General features: G+C 71.2%; 15 protein-coding genes. 7 read left to right on the forward strand and 8 right to left on the reverse strand.

Annotated features, from left to right (window positions below; translation table 11 throughout):
• Positions 1 to 10 precede the first annotated feature (10 nt).
• The gene (locus ID574_RS27305; protein ID WP_188191808.1) at positions 11 to 1,231 is read left to right on the forward strand and encodes an NAD(P)/FAD-dependent oxidoreductase; all 1,221 of its coding nucleotides are present in this window, start codon (positions 11 to 13) and stop codon (positions 1,229 to 1,231) included.
• Here the strand turns inward: ID574_RS27305 and lat are convergent.
• The 3 genes from lat to ID574_RS27320 all read right to left on the reverse strand — a co-directional run bounded on the left by lat (position 1,221) and on the right by ID574_RS27320 (position 4,827).
• A complete protein-coding gene (gene lat, locus ID574_RS27310) occupies positions 1,221 to 2,507 on the reverse strand; it encodes an L-lysine 6-transaminase (RefSeq protein ID WP_188191809.1) in 1,287 nt (428 codons plus the stop codon). The two genes, ID574_RS27305 and lat, sit on opposite strands and share 11 nt — an antisense overlap.
• A gap of 98 nt (positions 2,508 to 2,605) precedes the next feature.
• Positions 2,606 to 3,253, reverse strand: a complete 648-nt coding sequence (trhA, locus tag ID574_RS27315; RefSeq protein WP_188191810.1) for a PAQR family membrane homeostasis protein TrhA — start codon at positions 3,251 to 3,253, stop codon at positions 2,606 to 2,608.
• 35 nt (positions 3,254 to 3,288) lie between these two features.
• Complete coding sequence (locus ID574_RS27320; RefSeq protein ID WP_188191811.1) at positions 3,289 to 4,827, reverse strand: penicillin-binding transpeptidase domain-containing protein; 1,539 nt, start codon at positions 4,825 to 4,827, stop codon at positions 3,289 to 3,291.
• Positions 4,828 to 4,852: 25 nt separating this feature from the next.
• Here ID574_RS27320 and ID574_RS27325 point away from each other — a divergent pair, with 25 nt between their 5' ends.
• Positions 4,853 to 5,698: a spermidine synthase gene (locus tag ID574_RS27325; protein WP_336245545.1), complete on the forward strand. Its 846-nt coding sequence runs from the start codon at positions 4,853 to 4,855 to the stop codon at positions 5,696 to 5,698.
• Positions 5,699 to 5,729: 31 nt separating this feature from the next.
• Here the strand turns inward: ID574_RS27325 and ID574_RS27330 are convergent, their stop codons facing one another.
• The 3 genes from ID574_RS27330 to ID574_RS27340 all read right to left on the reverse strand — a co-directional run bounded on the left by ID574_RS27330 (position 5,730) and on the right by ID574_RS27340 (position 9,023).
• Positions 5,730 to 7,022, reverse strand: a complete 1,293-nt coding sequence (locus ID574_RS27330; RefSeq protein ID WP_223167101.1) for a glycoside hydrolase family protein — start codon at positions 7,020 to 7,022, stop codon at positions 5,730 to 5,732.
• A 188-nt stretch (positions 7,023 to 7,210) separates the two neighbouring features.
• The gene (locus tag ID574_RS27335) at positions 7,211 to 7,963 is read right to left on the reverse strand and encodes an SDR family oxidoreductase (protein ID WP_188191812.1); all 753 of its coding nucleotides are present in this window, start codon (positions 7,961 to 7,963) and stop codon (positions 7,211 to 7,213) included.
• Positions 7,964 to 7,997: 34 nt separating this feature from the next.
• The gene (locus ID574_RS27340) at positions 7,998 to 9,023 is read right to left on the reverse strand and encodes a phosphotransferase family protein (protein ID WP_188191813.1); all 1,026 of its coding nucleotides are present in this window, start codon (positions 9,021 to 9,023) and stop codon (positions 7,998 to 8,000) included.
• Between the two features lie 200 nt (positions 9,024 to 9,223).
• On the opposite strand from ID574_RS27340, the gene ID574_RS27345 reads away from it, so the two are divergent.
• Both ID574_RS27345 and ID574_RS27350 read left to right on the forward strand, forming a co-directional pair.
• The gene (locus ID574_RS27345; RefSeq protein ID WP_223167102.1) at positions 9,224 to 10,261 is read left to right on the forward strand and encodes a GNAT family N-acetyltransferase; all 1,038 of its coding nucleotides are present in this window, start codon (positions 9,224 to 9,226) and stop codon (positions 10,259 to 10,261) included.
• Positions 10,258 to 11,409 carry a DegT/DnrJ/EryC1/StrS family aminotransferase gene (locus ID574_RS27350; RefSeq protein WP_188191815.1) on the forward strand — a complete coding sequence of 384 codons (1,152 nt, stop codon included), beginning with the start codon at positions 10,258 to 10,260 and terminating at the stop codon, positions 11,407 to 11,409. Before ID574_RS27345 ends, ID574_RS27350 begins: the two co-directional genes overlap by 4 nt.
• On the opposite strand, the gene ID574_RS27355 is transcribed toward ID574_RS27350, so the two are convergent.
• The gene (locus ID574_RS27355) at positions 11,360 to 12,079 is read right to left on the reverse strand and encodes a hypothetical protein (RefSeq protein WP_188191816.1); all 720 of its coding nucleotides are present in this window, start codon (positions 12,077 to 12,079) and stop codon (positions 11,360 to 11,362) included. The two genes, ID574_RS27350 and ID574_RS27355, sit on opposite strands and share 50 nt — an antisense overlap.
• A 43-nt stretch (positions 12,080 to 12,122) precedes the next feature.
• The gene (gene pdxR / locus ID574_RS27360; protein WP_188191817.1) at positions 12,123 to 13,514 is read right to left on the reverse strand and encodes a MocR-like pyridoxine biosynthesis transcription factor PdxR; all 1,392 of its coding nucleotides are present in this window, start codon (positions 13,512 to 13,514) and stop codon (positions 12,123 to 12,125) included.
• Between the two features lie 71 nt (positions 13,515 to 13,585).
• Here pdxR and ID574_RS27365 point away from each other — a divergent pair, with 71 nt between their 5' ends.
• The 3 genes from ID574_RS27365 to ID574_RS27375 all read left to right on the forward strand — a co-directional run bounded on the left by ID574_RS27365 (position 13,586) and on the right by ID574_RS27375 (position 18,410).
• Positions 13,586 to 14,227 (forward strand): pyridoxamine 5'-phosphate oxidase family protein, encoded by a 642-nt coding sequence (locus ID574_RS27365; RefSeq protein WP_188191818.1) that lies wholly within the window; start codon positions 13,586 to 13,588, stop codon positions 14,225 to 14,227.
• A gap of 85 nt (positions 14,228 to 14,312) precedes the next feature.
• The gene (locus ID574_RS27370) at positions 14,313 to 16,688 is read left to right on the forward strand and encodes a serine/threonine-protein kinase (protein WP_188191819.1); all 2,376 of its coding nucleotides are present in this window, start codon (positions 14,313 to 14,315) and stop codon (positions 16,686 to 16,688) included.
• Between the two features lie 111 nt (positions 16,689 to 16,799).
• Positions 16,800 to 18,410, forward strand: coding sequence for a serine/threonine-protein kinase (locus tag ID574_RS27375; RefSeq protein ID WP_188191820.1), 1,611 nt, complete (start codon positions 16,800 to 16,802; stop codon positions 18,408 to 18,410).
• The last annotated feature ends 15 nt before the right edge of the window (positions 18,411 to 18,425 follow it).

Genomic DNA, 18,425 nt, shown 5'->3' on the forward strand with positions numbered 1-18,425 from the left:
GGAACTGTTCATGGTGCGCAGAACGCGGGTCGTCGTCGTGGGCGCGGGGTTCGCCGGACTGGCCGCCACACGGGTGCTGGCCAAGGCCGGCGCGCTCGTGACGGTCGTCGACCGCAACCCGTACTCGACCTTCCAGCCCCTCCTCTACCAGGTGGCCACGGCCTCGATGGGCTCGGCGGACGTGTCCTACCCGATCCGGACCTTCGCCGCCAAATGGCCGAACGTGCGGGCCCGCCAGGCCGAGCTGAGCAAGGTGCAGGCCGACAAGCGGCGGGTGGAGTTCGCCGACGGCAGCACGCTCGACTACGACTACCTGGTGCTGGGCACCGGCGTCACCACCAACTGGTACGGGGTGCCGGGTGCGCAGGAGAACGCGCTGCCGATCTACTCCCTGGGCGACGCGGCCACCCTGCGCCGGCGGCTCCAGCAATACCTGGAGGACACCGCCACGGGTCGGCGCGAGAGCACCCACGTCGTGGTGGTGGGCGCGGGCGCGACCGGGGTGGAGGTCGCGGGCACGCTGGCCGAGCTGCGCGAGCGCACCCTGCCGCTGACGCATCCGGAGATCCGGTCCGACCAGACGAGCGTGTCGCTGGTGGAGCGGTTCGACTTCGTGCTGTCGCCGTACAAGCCGCGGCTGCGCGACGCGGCGGCGGCCGCGTTGCGCAAGCGAGGGGTACGGCTGCGCCTGGGCTCCACGCTGGCGTCCGTGGAGCCGGACGCCGTGGTGCTCGAGGACGGGACGCGGCTGCCGAGCGACGTGACCGTGTGGGCGCTCGGCGTCGCCGCGTCCGACCACGTCGCCGACTGGGGGCTGCCGCAGGGCAAGGCCGGCAGGATCACGGTGACGGAGGCGTTGAGCGTGCCCGATCATCCGGAGATCTTCGTGGCCGGCGACCTGGCCGCGCCGCCGAAGCCGCTGCCGCAGCTCGCCCAGCCGGCGATCCAGATGGGCGAGCACGTCGGCAGGCAGATCCTGGCGGCCGCCCAAGGGCGGCCGTGGCAGCCGTTCCGGTATCGCGATCCGGGGATCATGGCCACCGTGGGCAAGGCGGAGGCCGTGCTGCAGTTCCCCAACGGGATGACCATGCGCGGGTTGCCCGCGTGGCTGGTCTGGATCTTCATTCACGTGTCTTACCTGCTGGGCGGGCGCAACCGGCTGAGCGTGCTGCTCAACTTCTTCTGGCGCTACTTCGGGCCGCGCCGCAGCCGCACCAGCGTCACCCAGTGAGCGCGCCGGTGAGTGACAGCGCCAGGGCCCGCAGGCCGTGGTCGAGGTCGGTCTCGGGGATGTTCAGCGCCGGGCGCAGCCGTACGGAACGAGGCCCGCAGGGCAGCACCAACACGCCGTGATCCTCCCTGAGCCTGGTCACCAGGGCGTCGCGGGCGGCCTGGTCGGGCAGGTCGAACGCGCACATCAGGCCGCGCCCCCGGACGTGGGACAGCCGCTCCGGGTGCTCGGCCTCCAGCTTGGTGAGGCGTTCGAGCAGCAGGTTGCCGAGCGTGGCGGCCCGCCGGATGAGGCCGTCGCGCTCGATGATCTCCAGGATGCCCCGGCTGCGGACCATGTCGATCAGGCCGCCGCCCCACGTCGAGTTGATCCGGCCGCTCAGCTGGAACACGTTGTCGGGCACCTGGTCGACTCTGCGGCCCGCCATGATGCCGCCGACCTGCACCTTCTTGGCGAACGCCACCACGTCCGGCTCCAGCCCGAGCTGCTGGTAGGCCCACGGCGTCCCGGTCGTCCCGCCGCCGGTCTGGACCTCGTCGAGGATGAACAGCGCGTCGTAGTCGTGGCACAGACGCTGCATGGCCTGCAGGAACTCCGGCCGCATGTGGTTGTCGCCGCCCTCGCCCTGGATGGGCTCGGCGATGAAGCAGGCGATGTCGTGCGGATGGCGCTCGAACGCCTCCCGTGCCTGCGCCAGCGCGCGTTCCTCGGCCGCCTCGACGTCGCCGAAGTGGATGGCGGGCACGTCGATGCGCGGCCAGTCGAACGTGGGGAAGCGGTCGGTCTTGGCCGGCTCGGTGTTGGTCAGGCTCATGGTGTAGCCGCTGCGCCCGTGGAAGGCCTTGGTCAGGTGGAGGACCTTGGTGCCCAGCTCGCGGGGGCGGCCCGCGGCCTCGTTGCGGCGGCTCTTCCAGTCGAAGGCGGTCTTGAGCGCGTTCTCGACGGCCAGGGCGCCGCCCTCGACGAAGAACAGGTGCGGCAGCTCCGGGTCGCCGAGCACGCGGACGAAGGTGTCGACGAAGTCGGCCAGGTGCTCGGTGTACATGTCGGGGTTGGCGGGCTTGTTGCGCGCGACCTGGCCGAGCAACTGGACGAAGTCGGGGTCGAAGGGAGGGTTCACGCCGAGCGGCGCGGAGGCGAAGAACGTGTAGAAGTCCAGATAACGGCGGCCGTTTCGGGCGTCGACGAGCCATGAACCGCGGCTGAGCTCGAGGTCGAGCACGAGACGGTAACCGTCGACGAGCAGGTGGCGGGCAAGGCGGGTGTGTACGTCCATGTCGCCTCCACTGTGGGCAGATGGGTCGCACGTTCCTTCGGGGGAACGCCGTCACATGCGTAAAATTTACGGTACATCTACCCACAGAGTGGAGTTCTTTATGCGTGGGAGTAGACCACGATCGACACCGCGATGTACTGGACGAGGTATGCGGCGATGGTGAACGCGTGGAACACCTCGTGGAAGCCGAACCAGCGGGGCGAGGGATCCGGACGGCGCATCCCGTACACGATCGCCCCGGCCGAGTAGAACACGCCGCCGACGGCCACCAGTACGACGGCGGCCACGCCCGCGCCCTCCAGGAGTTGCGGCATGACGAAGATCGCCGTCCAGCCGAGCGCCAGGTAGAGGACGGTGTAGAGCCAGCGCGGGGCGTTCATCCAGAACATCCGGAACAGCACCCCCGCCAGCGCGCCTCCCCAGATCACGCTCAGCACCGCCACCCGGGCCGCCCCGCCGAGGGCCAGCAGGGCGAAAGGCGTGTAGGTGCCCGCGATGATCAAGTAGATGTTGGCGTGATCGAAACGGCGCAGGAACTCCGCCAGCCGCGGGCCGAGCGTGCTGCGGTGATAGGTCGCCGAAATGCCGAACAACAGAGCCGAGGTGATCGCGTAGACGGAGGAGGCCAGACGGGCCTGCAACGTCGGGCCGAGCGCCACGAGCACGAAACCCGCGACCAAGGTCACGGGCAGTGCTCCAGTGTGCAACCAGCCTCGCAGCCTGGGCTTAACGGTGATGGTCGTCATGAAACCTACGGTACCGTAGGTTACCCCACCGTAGGTTACAACCCGTTCAGGAAGCGCGCGGCGATGGGCACGGCGGTTCCGCGGCCTGACCCGCCGTGCCGTACGAACACGCAAAAGGCCAGGTCGTCGTCGCTGTAGCCGATGAACCAGGCGTGCGGCTCCAGGCCCTCGCCGACCTCGGCCGTGCCGGTCTTGCCCGCCACGCCCTCCGGGAGTCCGAGGTTCGCGGCGGTGCCGTAGTCGACCACGGCGGTCATCATGTCCCTGAGCGCCGTCACGACCCCTTCGTCCATGGGCGCGTCCTCGGGCGGCGTGCCCTCGACGCGGCTCACCTGGTCCTTCGACAGCAGCCTGGGCGAGCGCCAGGTGCCGCTCTGCACGGCGGCGGCGAGCGCGGCCATGCAGAGCGGGCTGGCGACGACCTGGCCCTGGCCGATGGAGTTCTCGCCGAAGAGGTTCATGTCCTCGGTCGCCCGCACGTCTCCGCAGGTGCCGCGGATGCCGGTCACGAACGGCCTGGCGAACCCCCACTCGGCCGCCGTCTCCGCGAGGTCCTTCGAGCTCAGCCTGGTGGTGGCCTGCTCGACGAACGTCGTGTTGCAGGAGTGCGCGAACGCCTCGGTGAAGGTGATGAGGCCGCGATCCACGTCGCCGTCGTTGTTGAAGGCCCGGAATCCTGGGATGGCGTACGTGCCGGGGCACGCGACCTCGGCCGACGGGCCGAGACCGCTCTTGAGCAGCGCCGCCGCCGTGATCGTCTTGAAGATGGAGCCGGGCGGGAAGGTGTCCACCACCGCGCTGTAGTTGTCCTCCAGGCGGTCGGCCAGACCGAGGATCTCGCCGGTGCTCGGCCGGATGACCACGATCGCGGAGTCCGCGACCCCGTCCAGCGCCCGGGCGGCCGCCGCCTGGACCGGGCGCGACAGCGTCGTGCGCTCGACGTTCGCCTCGGGCCGCTTGCTCAGCAGCGGCTTGTCCGGCTGTCCCGGTGCCTTCAGCACCAGCTGCCAGCCGCGGTTGACCTCCTCGAACTCCGGCTTGAGCGGGTCGAGGTACGCCTCCGCGTAGCTGTCGTTGGGGATCTTCGCGCCCTCTGTGGTGACGAACTCGACCGCCGACGTCTCGAGCTCGCCCAGCTCCAGCCGGCCGCCGTCCTTGAGCAGCGGGTGGAGCGTCTCCGGCGTCCACAACACCTTCCAGGCCCGGTCCCGCACGCCCAGCCGCAACGTGCTGTCGAACGGCCACGCCCCGAACTCGGCGAGCTCCCGCACCCCCTCGAACGGCACCTCGGCGGCTCCGTCCCCCAGGCTCTTCAACGGCCCGGGGGCCAGCTCGATGGACTGGACGTGCAACTCCTCGGACAAGGCGCGATGCCGGGCGATGAAATCAGGGGGCGGCTGGTACACCAGCCGTGCCATGGTGGTGACGTCCCCCTTGCGCCATGCGTCGAAGTACTCGGCCGCGGTCCGCGAGGCGGTCCCTTTGACCCGGTTCGACGCCAGCACCGCGAACGCCGACGCCCCGACTATCGCGACAACCGCGATGACGAGCACAATCAGCCTTCTGCGTCGCATACCGTTTCTCCCAGGAGGGATCAGCGTGACACGTGGACAGCGGCAACCGATGCCTGGCCTGTATCCGGTGACGTTCGGCGAGGTCGAACTCCTCCGGGACCTGGACAGGCAGGACGGCTGGGTGCTGTCCAAGGATGGCGTACCTCAGTCATATGTTGATCTGAAAGACCCGACATTTCTGGAATTCGAATACGTCCGTCTCATGGCGGACGTGATCGACCTCCTCGACGAGGGTCCGCTCAGCTGTGTCCACGTGGGCGGCGGCGCCTGCACGATCCCCCGCTACGTCGCCGCCACCCGGCCCGGCTCCAGGCACATCGTGATCGAGCCCGACGGCCTGCTGGTCGACCTGGTGCGCCAGCAGCTCGACCTGCGCTCGGTGCCCCGGCTGAAGGTCATCGTCGAGGGCGGCCGCGAGGGCACGGCGAAGGTGTGGGACGCCTCGGCGGATCTGGTCGTGCTGGACGCGTTCACGGGGGCGACGATGCCGGTGGAACTCGCCACGACCGAGTACATGGGAGACATCGCCAGGGTGCTGCGCCCGGACGGCACCCTGCTGATCAACATGGCGGACGGCAAGGGGCTGGCCTTCGCCAAGCGCCTGCTGGCGACGGTGACCGAAGCCTTCCGGCACGTGGCGCTGCTGGCCGAGCCGGGGATCATGCGGGGGCGGCGCTTCGGCAACCTGATTGTGGCGGCGTCGCGGACGGACCTGCCGGTGGACCTGCTCACTCGGCGGGCGGCGGGCGGGCTGACGCAGGCCAGGTGCGTGCAGGGGGAGGCGCTGAGCAATTTCATCGCCGGCGCGCGCCCCATCAAGGACGGCGATGCGGTGTTAGCCCCGGTCCCCCCACCCGCCGTCTTCGGCTAGCGCGAGGGGCCTCAGCCCCTCGCGCGGAATCTCAGGTGCCCCTGCCGGACCACTTGATCTCGTAGGGCGCCAGCGTGACCTGGCGGCCGTCGACCGTGGCCGTCACCTGCTCATCGGACGTGTTCACCATCACGACCTGGCGCTCCTGACCCAGGACCTTGACCCGCTCGTCGGACGACTGCACCTCGGCCAACGCCACCCCCGACGGGAACCACTTCGTGAAGCCGCTCAGCAGCCCGGCCATCGGCATCTCGTCGCCGGACTTCGGGGCCCACAGGCAGCCGGCGCACTCGCCCGCCTCCTTCTGCTGCGGGTTCCAGTAGAGCGCCGTCGTCACGCCGCTCCTGGCGAACTCCATGAGGGCCGTCGCCTGCACGGCCGTGCGCTTCTTCTCCGACCACCCGGAGTTCTCCGGCTCCACGTACCACTCGGCCCACCACACCGGCAGGTTGTCGCTCTTCTCGCGCAGCCACGTCGTGATCGCGCTGAACTTGGCCTGCGCGGCGAAGTCGTCGGGGACGTTGCCCTTGTCGTTCGTCATGGAGGCGCCGTCGACCACGATGAAGTCGGCGCCCTTCTTGTTGGCGATCCAGTATTCGATGGCCTCCAGCGCCCGCTGGTCGATCGTTCCCCACGGGCCCTTCAGCTCAGAGGGGCGAGGGGAGCGGGCGTTGCTCTCGACCGGGATGTACGGCCCTCCGACCTGGATGTCCTTGTTCACCTTCTTGAGGGCCGTGTAGACCTTGTTGTACATCTCGGTGTAGCCCCTGGCATCCCACTGGTTCGTGGCCGGGTCCCAGAAGCCCTTGAACTCGTTCCACACCATGTAGTGCTTGACGGTCGGATACTGCTTGGCCACCTGGACGGCCAGCTTGGCGAAGTCGTCGAAGTGCTCGGGCTCGGGGGCGACCGTGTGGTTCTTGCTCCAGTCCGTGCGGCCGGCCTGCCCGCCCTTCATCCAGTCGGGCGCGCAGCACAGCGTGATCACGGGCACCGCCCGGGACGACGCCATGAACTTGAGCCGCCGGTCGAGGTCGCGGAAGTAGAACTGGCCCGGGCTCGGCTCCGGGTTGCCGACGCCCCAGCCCATGATGTGCTGGTTCTGCAGCATCGGGACCCGGCCGAGCACACCCCTGGCCTGCTCGACGACGTCCTGCGGCTCGTTGTCGGCGCTGAACTGGGTGTGCGTGACGCCCCAGCGCGGCCAGCTCTCCAGCGCCGGCGGCTGCTCCAGCTCGGGCGCGGGCGAGGTGGGCACCTTCGTGGCCACCTCGCCGCCGACGAACGCGGTGCGGGGCTTGGATCGAACGGAGGCGTACACCATGATGCCCGCCACTAGGACGACCGCGAGGATTCCTGCTCCGAGTGCAAGCGGCCAGGGCGATCGTCGGCGCGCGTGTCGGCCGTCGGTCGGGATCACTGAAGGCTCCTCACGGGTCGCGGACGTAACCGAGGCTGAGTCGTGGCCCAGCCCTCTTTACGTTAGTCGTCCCTCTTGCAAGCGACTTGCCATCAATCGACGCGAGGCGGCAGTTGTCCGCCCGCGGGGCCGGGAACTCCGGCGTAGCGGTACGGAACCGGCGGCCGGCCCGGCTGGACGATGAGGAGGGTGCCGGGAGTGTCGGTGTAGAAGGCGGACTCGACGGCGGCGGCCACGTCCTCGGCCGTCAGCAGCGGGAACCCGGCGTTGACGAACAGCTCCCGCGCCTCGGCCACCAGGGGCGTGTCGGTGAAGCCGGGGCAGACGGCGCTGATCCGGACGTTCCGCGCCGCCAAGGGCTCGGCCAGGGCCCTGACCAGACCGACGACGGCGTGCTTGGTCATGGTGTAGATCGGGTCGCCGGAGTAGCCCACGAGGCCGGCCAGCGACGAGGTGACGACGATGGCGCCGCCGCCGGAGCGCACCAGCAGCGGCACGGCGGCGCGTACGCCGAAGACCACGCCGTCCACGTTGACGCCCACGACCTGGCGGTAGCGCGCCGGGTCGAAGTCGGTGACGTCGACGTCCCCCTTGATCCCGGCGTTGAGGTGCACCAGGTCGAGCCGGCCGTAGCGCCGCTCGGCCAGCGCCACGGCCTCGAGCGAGGCCTCCTCGGCGCTGACGTCGGCCGCCAGCCACGCGCCGTCCACCTCTTTGGCCAGCCGCTCGACCCCCTCGGCGTCGAGGTCGACGAGGACGCACCTGACGCCGCCCGCCGACAGGCGCCGCGCCGTGGCGGCGCCGATGCCGCTCGCCGCTCCGGTGATCAGTGCAACTGTGCTCATGGCGCTCGCTCCTTGCGGATCCTGGTGACGACGTTCAGGGCTGGTCGAGCATGCGGTGCGCGCGGGAGACCAACGTCGGTACGGCGGATCCGATGCGGTCGAATCCCTCCCCCACGGTCTTACCCTGCCGGAAGCGCGCGTGGATACCCTCCACGATGACGGCCAGCTTGAAGTTACCGAAGGCCACATAGAACCCAAGATCCGAAATATCACGCCCAGACACCTTCGTGTAGTGCTGGGCGAACTCGGCGGCGTTCATGAACCCCGGCGCCACCGTCACGTCCCCCGCCACCGGGATCGTCGCCCGCTCCTCGTCCCCCCGATCGTGCCAGTACGTCAGCGTCAGCCCCAGGTCCGCGAGCGGGTCGCCGAGGGTGGACATCTCCCAGTCCACCACCGCCATGATCTCCATGTCGCCGGGCCGGATCAGCGTGTTGTCCAGCCGGTAGTCTCCGTGCACCAGCGTGCCCGCGGTCTCGGCCGGCAGCCGCTCCCGCAGCCGCTCCACGAGCCGGTCGTACTCCGGCAGGTCGGCCGTCTTCGACCGCTCCCACTGCTGGCACCACCGGTCGAGCTGCCGGGACATGTACCCCTCGGGCCGCCCGAAGTCGCCCAGCCCCACCTCGCGGTAGTCCACGGCGTGGATGGCGGCCAGCACCTCGGCCAGCCGCTCCGACAGCCGCCGCGCCTGCTCCGGCGGCGGGTCGCCGAGCTGTTCCCTGGTCCGCACGGCGGCGCCTTCCACGTACCCCATGAGGTAGAACGGCGCCCCGATCACGTCCTCGTCGCCGCAGAACGCGACCGGCTCGGGCACCGGCACGGGCGTCGGTGCGAGGGCCGAGATGACCCGCCACTCGCGCCGCATGTCATGCGCGGTGGGCAGCACGTGGCCGAGGGGAGGGCGGCGCAGCACCAGCCGGCGCTCGCGCGCCTCGACCAGATAGGTCAGGTTCGACCGGCCACCGGAGATGAGGGAGACGGACTGGAGCTCGCCCGCGTCGGGCACGTTCCGGCCCATCCACGCGACCAGGCGGGGCCGGTCAATGCCAGGTACGGTCATGGACAAACATTAGAACGTCACTCGGTCCTGAAAACCAGCTGCCAGTTCTGTAACGTTCCGGAGCTGCGTGGATGACCATTGGCGAGATCCCTTACCCTGGGTAAATACATGTCTGCCAGCATGCTGGAACCCGAGCATGCCGTCAGTGGGAGCCCATGCGCGTAAGTCTTGCCCTCCCCCGAGAGCTGGGAGACAACGAAGTGAGCCGTTGGCGGGCTCTGCAGGAGTCGAGCCCCGCCTTCGACAACCCCTTCCTGTCTCCGGAGTTCACGATCACCGTGGGCGAACTCCGAGAGGTCGTCCAGGTCGCCGTCCTCTACGAGGGCCCTGACATCGTCGGTTTCTTCCCGTTCGAGCGACATCCGATGGGCATCGGCAGACCCGTCGCCGCGGGGCTGACCGACGCGCAAGGGCTGGTCCACGCCAAGGATCTCGAGATCGACGCACGCCGGCTGATCAAGGCCTGCGGGCTCGCGGTCTACGAGTTCGACCACCTGGTGTCCGGGCAGCCGCTGCTGAGCGACCGGCACGACCGCTACCCGTCGCCGATCATCGATCTGCGGGACGGCTACGAGCGCTACACCGCGACGCTGAAGGAAAACTCCGGCAAGACGTACAAAAGCACGCTGGCCAAGTCGCGCAAGCTCCAGCGCGACGCCGGCACGCTGCGCCACGACTACGCCATCACCGACGTGGGCCCGTTGCGCACGCTGCTCGGCTGGAAGACCGATCAATACCGGCGCACGGGGCGCACCGACAGGTTCGCGCACCGGTGGATCGTCGAGCTCGTCGAGCGGCTGCTGGCGACCCAGACCGACGCCTTCGCCGGCGTGCTCGACATGGTCTACGTCGACGACCGGCCGGTGGCCGGCCACTTCGGGGTGCGCACCCGCACGACGCTCGCCGGCTGGTTCCCCGCCTACGACACCCGCTACGCCAAATACTCCCCGGGCCTCATCCACCACCTGGCGATGGCCGAGCGGGCCGCCGCCTCCGGCATCCAGGTGATCGACATGGGCCGGGGCGACAAGGAATACAAGGAGAAGCTCAAGAACGGCGAGCTCGAGGTGGCCGAGGGCCGGGTGGCCACGGCCAGCCCGGCGGCGGGCTTCCACTGGATGATGCGGGTGCCGGTGCGCAAGACCCGGGCCACGGTGATGGCCAACCCGCTGCTGCTCAAGACGGCTGACAAGGCGTTGAAAACCTACGGGCGGTTCCGTACTGTCATACAGCGGTGAACGTCATCGCAGAGCGCACGGGCCGTCACTGCCTGCCGCTACCGTCCAACCGTCTCGGCCTCTACCTGGCACTACGCCACTGGTGCACGCCCGGGCAGCGGTTGCTCATGTCGCCCATCTCGGCCGACGAGATCCTCTTCCTGGTGCTCGCGGCCGGTCTGCGCCCCGTGATCGCGCCGCTGTCCCCCCGTGACGGCAACATCGACGCCTCGCGCGTGGATCTCAGCACGGTCGACGCCGTCCTGACGACCAACCTGTACGGCCTCCCCGACGACGCCCCCGCCTACGCGGGGAAGATCCTGATCGAGGACGTGGCGCACGCCATGGAGACGAGCATCGGCGGCCGGCCGGTGGGGACGTTCGGCCAGGCGGCGGTCTTCAGCCTCTCCAAGCACCCGGCGGCGGGCTCGGGCGGCGTGCTGGCCGTGGAGCGCGAGTCCGACCTGCGGGCCCTGGCCCGCGCGCGAGACGAGCTGCTCGCCCCGGGCTCGCTCAAGGCCGACCTGATCAGCGTGGCCACCTCGATGGCCCGCCAGGCGGCGCTCAAACTCGGCCTCGTACGCCCGGCGCTCGCGCTCATGCGAGCCCTCGGCATGCAGGAGGAGCGCGAGGGCTATCGCATCGCCCTCGACCCCGAGCAGCTGACGCTGGCGCTCAAGGAGGCCCCCGAGCTGCCGCCCTTCGACCCCTGGGTCCGCGCCGACCTGCACGACTACCGCGCGCGCCGCGGCCGGCCGGCCCTCTGGTACCAATCCAGGCGCCTGGCCAAGGTCGCCGCCGACCGCGGGCGCAGGCTGGCGGGCGTCGCCCGGCTGGCCGGGCTCCCCACCGTCGCGCCGGCCGTGCGCGACCACCTGGACCAGCCGCTGTTCCGGGTCCCGCTGCTGGTGCGCGACCGGGACGCGGCCATCGCCGAGCTGGAGCGGCACGGGGTGGCGACCGGCTATCTGTACGACCCGCCGTACGACGACTATGCCCCCGACTTCACCGAGGCGTCCCCCGACCCCGCTCCGGCGCGCTGGTGGGCCCGTCACGTGCTCCCTGTGGACCCGAGCTACGTTCACCGCTCCTTCCCGGTCCTGCGCGACCTGGAGCCCCCTACGGAGCGTCCGTGCGGATCATCCGGAGGAACGCCTTCAGCCCTGTGATGATCTCCTGGTGGTCGCCGAGCCCGTCCACGGTCTCGTCGAAGCGCCGCGTCATGAGGGTGATCCTGCGGTTCAGGTCGTGGTCGGCCTGCTCGAGCTCATGGCGGGCGACGGCCAGGTTCTGGCCGGTCTGCTTCAGCCCGTCCTGGAGTTCGTGGACCGCCGTCTCCAGCGCCTTGACCTGCTCATGCAGGGAGACCACGTCGGCGCGCGGATAGCGGATCTCCCCGCCGAGCGTCCTGACCCGCTCGCGCAGGTGCGAGGTGTACGCCCCGATCGGGCGGAAGCCGGTCGCGAGCAGGTAGAAGCCGGAGAAGTAGTAACCGATCTGCGCACCGGAGAAGTACGTGATCATCGCGATCACGGCTGCCGACACGACGTGGCCGGAGATCGCGAGGACGAGCATGCGGCGCGCGATGTGCCTGGCCTCGTCCTCGCGGTGCCGCGCCACCTCGATGCCCGCCTCCCGGGAGACCTGGATCTCGTGCACCACGTGGCGGGCGGCGAAGCACAGGTTCCACGGCACGGTCAGGACGACGACCAGCCAGAGCAGGCAGATCGCCCCGAAGCCCAGCGAGATGAGCGTGGCCAGCGGCACGCCCGCGTAGAGGACGAGCCAGACGGTGATCAGGGTGACGATCAGCGAGACGAGCAGCAACCACCATTTCATGCCCCCAGCGTGCTCCCCGGGCAGTCACGGCACGAGGGGACCGCTACTCAGAGGGACGCGGGGCCTGGTACTCAGATGCGATCAGCTCGGCCAGGATCCGGCAGCCGCGCCGGACGTCCGCGAGCGACGCGGAGCCGTACCCGATGACCAGGCCGTGCAGCCGCTCGCGGCCGTGGTGGTGGCGGCCGGTGGAGTCGAGCAGGACGCCGCGTTCCCTGGCGCGCTCGATCACGGCGGGCACCACGGCCTCCGGCAGCTCCGCCAGGAGGTGCAGGCCGGCCGTGTCGCCGCGCAGCCGGCAGACGGGCCCGAGGAGCTCCACGACGGCGGCGCGGCGGCGGGAGTACTCCAGGCGCATCCTGCGCAGGTGCCGGTCCAGGTCGCCGCGCTCCAGCAGGGTCGCCACGGCCTGCTGCACGGGGCCGCTGGTGCGGTCGGCCACGGTGCGGCGCAGGCCGGCGATCTCGGCGACCAGCGCGGGGTCGCCGACCAGCCAGCCGACGCCGACGTCGGGCGAGAGGGTCTTGGAGAGCGTGCCCAGCAGCACCACCCGCGACGGGTCGAGGCCGTAGAGGGCGGGAAGCGGGGCGACGTCGTAGCGGAACTCGGCGTCGTAGTCGTCCTCGACGATCGTCGCGCCCGTGCTCCTCGCCCAGGCCAGCAGCCGCTCCCTGCGCGGGATCGGCAGCCGTCCGCCCAGCGGGTACTGGTGGGCCGGGGTGGTGTAGAGCACGCGGAGATCGCCGGGCAGCCCGTCCACGATCACGCCGTCCTCGTCCACCGGGCACGGCACGATCTCGGCGCCCCGGGCCGCGAACACCGTCCGTGCCACGTGGTAGCCGGGGTCCTCGACTCCGGCGCGGGTGCCGGGGCCGAGCAGGGCGAGCGCGCACAGGTCGAGGCCGTTGCCGGTGCCCCTGGTGACCAGGATGTTCTCCGGGCCGACGGCCATGCCCCTGGCGCGGCGGAGGTGGTCGGCGAGCAGCTCTCTCAGCCGGGGCAGGCCGTACGGGTCGGGGGAGGCGACGGGCGGCAGGTCGGCGGCCTTGCGCCAGGCCCGCTTCCAGGCCGCGTGGTCGTAGTCGCGCACCCAGGGCTGGCCGGCCGTGAGGTCGATCCCGGCCTCGGGACGGGCAGGCGGGGGCGGGGGAGGCGTCTCGCGGGGCGGTGTAGGCGCCTCCATGTCGGCCACGAACGTCCCGGAGCCGTGGCGCCCGTCCAGCCATCCCTCGGCGTACAGCTGCTGGTACGCCTCCGTGACGACGGTCCGGCTCACTTCCAGCTGGGCGGCCAGGGCCCGGGTGGACGGCAGCCGCTCGCCGGGCGTCAGCGTGCCGTCCAGCATGGCGCGGCGCAGCCAGTCGGCGAGCTGCGCGCTGAGCGGGTCGGCCGACTCACGTGACAGGGAAACCGGCAGGTCAACAGAGGTGCGCACGAAAGTGGTCCCTGAGAAGAGGGCAATAGTGGCCCTATAGGATAGGTCCACTTCGCGGCTACGGTCGAATCATGCCGCTCTCCACCACACCCCGCACCATGCTCGGCCGCTCGAAGGAACGCGGCAGCACCGACCGGAACGACCTGTACGAAGTGCTCGACACCGGCCTGATCTGCCACCTGGGCGTCGTCGTGAACGGCCACCCGATGGTGGTGCCCACCGGCTACGGCCGCGTCGGCGACACCCTCTACGTGCACGGCTCCACGGGCGCGAGGTCGCTGCGCGCGGCCGACGGCGGCGAGGTCTGCGTCACGGTCACGCACCTGGACGGCATCGTGCTGGCCCGCTCGGTCTTCCACCACTCCGTCAACTACCGCTCGGCGATCGTCTACGGCCGGGCCAGGCTCGTGACGGACGAGGACGAGCGGCTGACGGGGCTGCGGGCCGTGACGGAGCAGCTCGCGCCCGGCCAGTGGGACTACGTCAGGCCGCCGACGCGCAAGGAGCTGGCGGCCACGGCCGTGCTGGCGCTGTCGCTGGAGGAGGCGTCGGTAAAGATCCGGCGCGGGGCGCCCATCGACGACGAGGAGGACTACGCCCTTCCCGTATGGGCCGGGGTGCTGCCGCTGGTCACCGCGTGGGGCGAACCGCAGCCGGATCCGTCGCTCCCAGAAGGTATCGAACCGCCTGTTCACATCCTCCGTCGGGAGTAGTTCCATGAATCAGGTACCACCTGGCAAACCCGACTCCTTGATCGCACGTCTCATCAGGTGGGCCGACTCCTGATGGGAGAGGCATATGGAGTGGAGCGCTCCCGGGTACACCGAGATCAAGCAGCTCGGCGCGGGCGCCGGCGGGCGGGTGGTCCTGGCCGTGCACAACGAGACCGGCGTCAAGGTCGCGATCAAGTATCTCTCGGCGGAGTTGCTCCGCGATGACGCGGCCGTGGCCAGGTTCCAGGCGGAGGCGCGGCTGCTGACCACGCTGCGCGACCCCCACATCGCCACGATGTGGGAGTACATCCAGGACGCCGGCGGCGCCTGCATCGTGATGGAGCTGGTCAACGGCGTCTCGCTGCGCGCCCTGATGCGCGAGAACGGCACGACCGAGCCTGAGGCGGCGCTGGTAGTGCTGAAGGGCTCGCTGCTGGGCCTGGCGAGGGCGCACGCGTTCGGAGTCGTCCACCGGGACTACAAGCCCGAGAACGTGCTCGTCAGGGAGGACGGGGTCAGCAAGCTCGTCGATTTCGGCATCGCCGTGCGGCAGGGGTCGGCCGGGCACCCCGAGGGCACGCCTCCGTACATGGCGCCCGAGCTGTGGGAGGGGCGCCCCGCCTCGCCGGCCACCGACGTGTACGCCGCCACCGCGGTCTTCTTCGAGTGCCTGACCGGGCACCGGCCGTACCGCTCGACCGAGCCGAGCGTGCTCGGCTACCAGCACATGTACGCCCCCGTGCCGCTCCATGACGCGCCCGAGCCGGTGCGCGGACTGATCAGCAGAGGGCTGGCCAAGGACCCGGCGCGGCGGCCGGAGAGCGCGCACGCGTTCGTGGCCGAGTTGGAGGCCACGGCCAGGGCGGCGTACGGGGAGGACTGGGAGGAGCGGGGCAGGCGGCGGCTGGCCGCGCTGGTGGCCCTGCTCGCCCTGCTGCTGCCCACGCCGCCCGCGGCCACGCCCGAGGTGTCCACGTCGTTCGCCAGGACGGTGTTCCGCGGGCTGCGCTCGAACGCCGCCCGCGTGGCGATGGGCGGCGGACTGGCGGCGGCGGTGGCCGTGGCGGCGGTGGTCGTGCTGGCCAACAGGGAGCGGCCGCCCGCGGGGCCGATCGGCGCGGCGGCGGCCGTGCCGCCGTCGCAGGTCACCCCGGAGCTCGCCTCGGTCACGCCGACGACTCCGGAGGCGACGCCCGAGAGCAGCCCGGAGAGCAGCCCTGAGGGCGCGCCGGAGACGGACCCGCCGAGCACGCCTGAGGCCGTCCTGCCCGAGGAGAGCCCCACCGCCTCGCTCGCGGTGCCGCCGACCGCCACCGACCCCGCCACGACGCCGTCGGCCACACCCACCCGGACCCCGGCGCCGTCGGCCACTCCGACCCGGACCCGGACGCGCACCCCGACCCCCACTCCGACCCGGATCCGGACGCGGACTCCGAGTCCGACCCCCACTCCGATCCCCACGCCGACCCCCACCCCGACGCCCACGGTGACCACTCCGTCGCCGATCACGTCCGTGCTCGGGGCGAGTGTGGGCGATCTCACGGTGAACGAGGACGGGGTGGCCCGCGCGACGATCGCCGTGCGCGCCGACGGCACCGCCCCCGTCACCGCCACCGCGGCGTGGACGGCCTCCGGCACGGACGGCCGCACCGAGCGCGTCCGCCTCCTCGGCTCCACCGCCTACACCCGCACCCTCACTTGGTCCATGGGGGAGCGACCGTGCGGCAAGACGGTCACGCTGACCCTCACCACTTCCCCGGCGGCGCCCGGCGGCCCCAGGACGGCCTCGGTGTCCGTGCCGCCCTGCCCGACTCGGGTGACCGGTCTGCGCGTCGCCCTCGACGTGCCGGCCGCGCCGGCCCGCGCCGCGCACGCCCGGATCGGGGTGACGGCCAGCGGCACCGCCGAGATCCCGGTCGAGGCCCAGTTCGCGGTGAACGGCGACCCGGTCGGCACCCGCACGGCCACGCTGTCCGGCCGGACCTCCTACACGCGCACGCTCACCCACGCCTTCAGGTCCCGCCCCTGCGGCTCGACGCTGTCGGTGAAGGTGACCGCGGGCGGCAGGACGGCCACCGCGCGGGCCTCGGTCCCCTGCCCGCCGCAGGTGCGCCAGGTGTCCATCGTCCGGGCGAGCGCGGGCGACGGGCTCACGGCGACCGTGCGGGTGCTCACGTCGACCACCCAGCCGGTACGGCTCAATGTCGCGTTCTCGGCCGGCGAGGTCGGCGACACGCGGTCGGAGGCGCTGTCCGGCGCGACGTCTTACGTCAGGACCTTCACCCTCCCCGTCAAGCGGCTCCCGTGCGGCACGAGGTGGTCGGTGACGGCCTCCACCGACCCGGCGGCGGCCGGCGGCGGCGACACGGCCAGTGGGACGACCGCCGAGTGCCCGTCCGAGGAAGAGCCGCCGAAGTCCCCCGAACCCGAAATTTCGGAAGAGCCCAACAAGATCGACTAACTTCGCAATTCAGACTTATTGGGATATCGGTAGCGGGACTGCGGTTCTCTCTGGTTAAGCTACGGACCGTTTGATGCGGGTGGGGGCCCAGACAACTCCAGAGGAGACCGTATGTACGGTGACGGGCAGTGGGGGGTCCCGGGCTACACCGAGGTCCGCGAGCTCGGCTCGGGAGCCGCCGGTCGCGTCGTGCTGGCCACGCGCGACCACGACGGCGTCGAGGTGGCCATCAAATACCTCAGTGACGAACTGAGGTCCGACATGGGCTTCGTCGCCCGCTTCCGGCACGAGGCCCGGCTGCTGGGAACGTTGCAGAGCGCGTACCACGCCCGCCTGATCGACTACGTCGAGTCCGGCCAGGGCGCGGCGATCATCATGGAGCTGATCAACGGCGTCTCGCTGCGCGAGATCCTCAGATCCGAGGGCCCGACCGGGCCTGAGGCCGCGCTGGCCGTGCTCAAGGGCTCGCTCCAGGGTCTGGCCTCCGCGCACGCCATCGGCGTCGTGCACCGCGACTTCAAGCCCGAGAACGTCATGGTCCAGGGCGACGGCACCAGCAAGCTCGTGGACTTCGGCATCGCGGTCCGGGCGGGCGAGGAGGCCGACGCCGCGGGCACCCCGCCGTACATGGCGCCCGAGCAGTGGTCGGGCACGCCCGCCGGGCCCGCCACCGACGTGTACGCCGCCACCGTGGTGTTCTTCGAGTGCCTCACCGGCACCCGCCCCTACCAGGCGACCAACCTGGCCGCGCTGGCCCGCCAGCACCAGATCGCGCCGATCCCGGTCGAGTCGGTGCCCCCGCCCCTGCACGGCCTGGTCGAGCGCGGCCTGGCCAAGGACCCCGCCGAGCGGCCGCCGTCGGCGGAGGCGTTCCTGACCGAACTGGAGGCCGTCGCGGCCGAGGGGTACGGCCCCGACTGGGAGGAGCGCGGCCGCCGGCGCCTCGCCGCCCTCGCGGGCCTGCTGGTCCTGCTGTTCCCGAGCCCGCTCCAGGACCCCGCGGAAACGCACACGTCGCTCGCCGAGACGCGGTTCGACGCGCCGGTCCGCGTCATGAGCAAGCTCTCCACGAAGATCGCCCTCGGCGCGGTCGCCGTCGGCGTGCTGGTCGCCGCCGTCGTGATCATCTCCACCTCGTCCTCGGACGAGCCCGTGCTCCAGGCGCAGACGACCCGGGTCACGCCGACCGTGGAGGCGGCCGTCACGGAGGAGCCGCCGGAGACGGAGGAGCCGTCGCCCACCCCCGAGGGGACCACGCCGGAGCCGGAGCCGACGCCGACCGCTTCGACGAGCCACGCGCCGCCGCCGGCCGTCGTCCCGACGACCGCCAAGCCCACGAAGACGGTCACGACCAAGCCCAAGCCGACGCCCACCCCGGTCAAGACCCCTCGCAAGACCAGGAAGCCGACCCCCACCCCGACCGAGACGCCCCAGCCCCAGATGAGCGGCGATCTCCCGGACGGCACCCGGCCGCCGTCCTCACCCACCCCGACGCCGACCGCCGGCTCTCCCACGAGCCGGCCCTCCCAGGTTCCCACCACGCCTTCGTCCACGCCCCCGACGGAGACGCCTGACGACGAGGTCCCCAGCGAGGTGCCCCGGCTCACCGTCGGCGGGGCCCAGGCCGCGCTGGTCGCGTTCGGCCTGATGACGTCCGGCGCGGTTCCGGTCACACTTGCGGTGGGACGCCGGATGGCGGGACGCCACAGAAGGAAGCGCTAGACGCGCGCCGGGGGG

The organism is Nonomuraea sp. SYSU D8015 (assembly GCF_008065375.1).
Lineage (GTDB): Bacteria > Actinomycetota > Actinomycetes > Streptosporangiales > Streptosporangiaceae > Nonomuraea.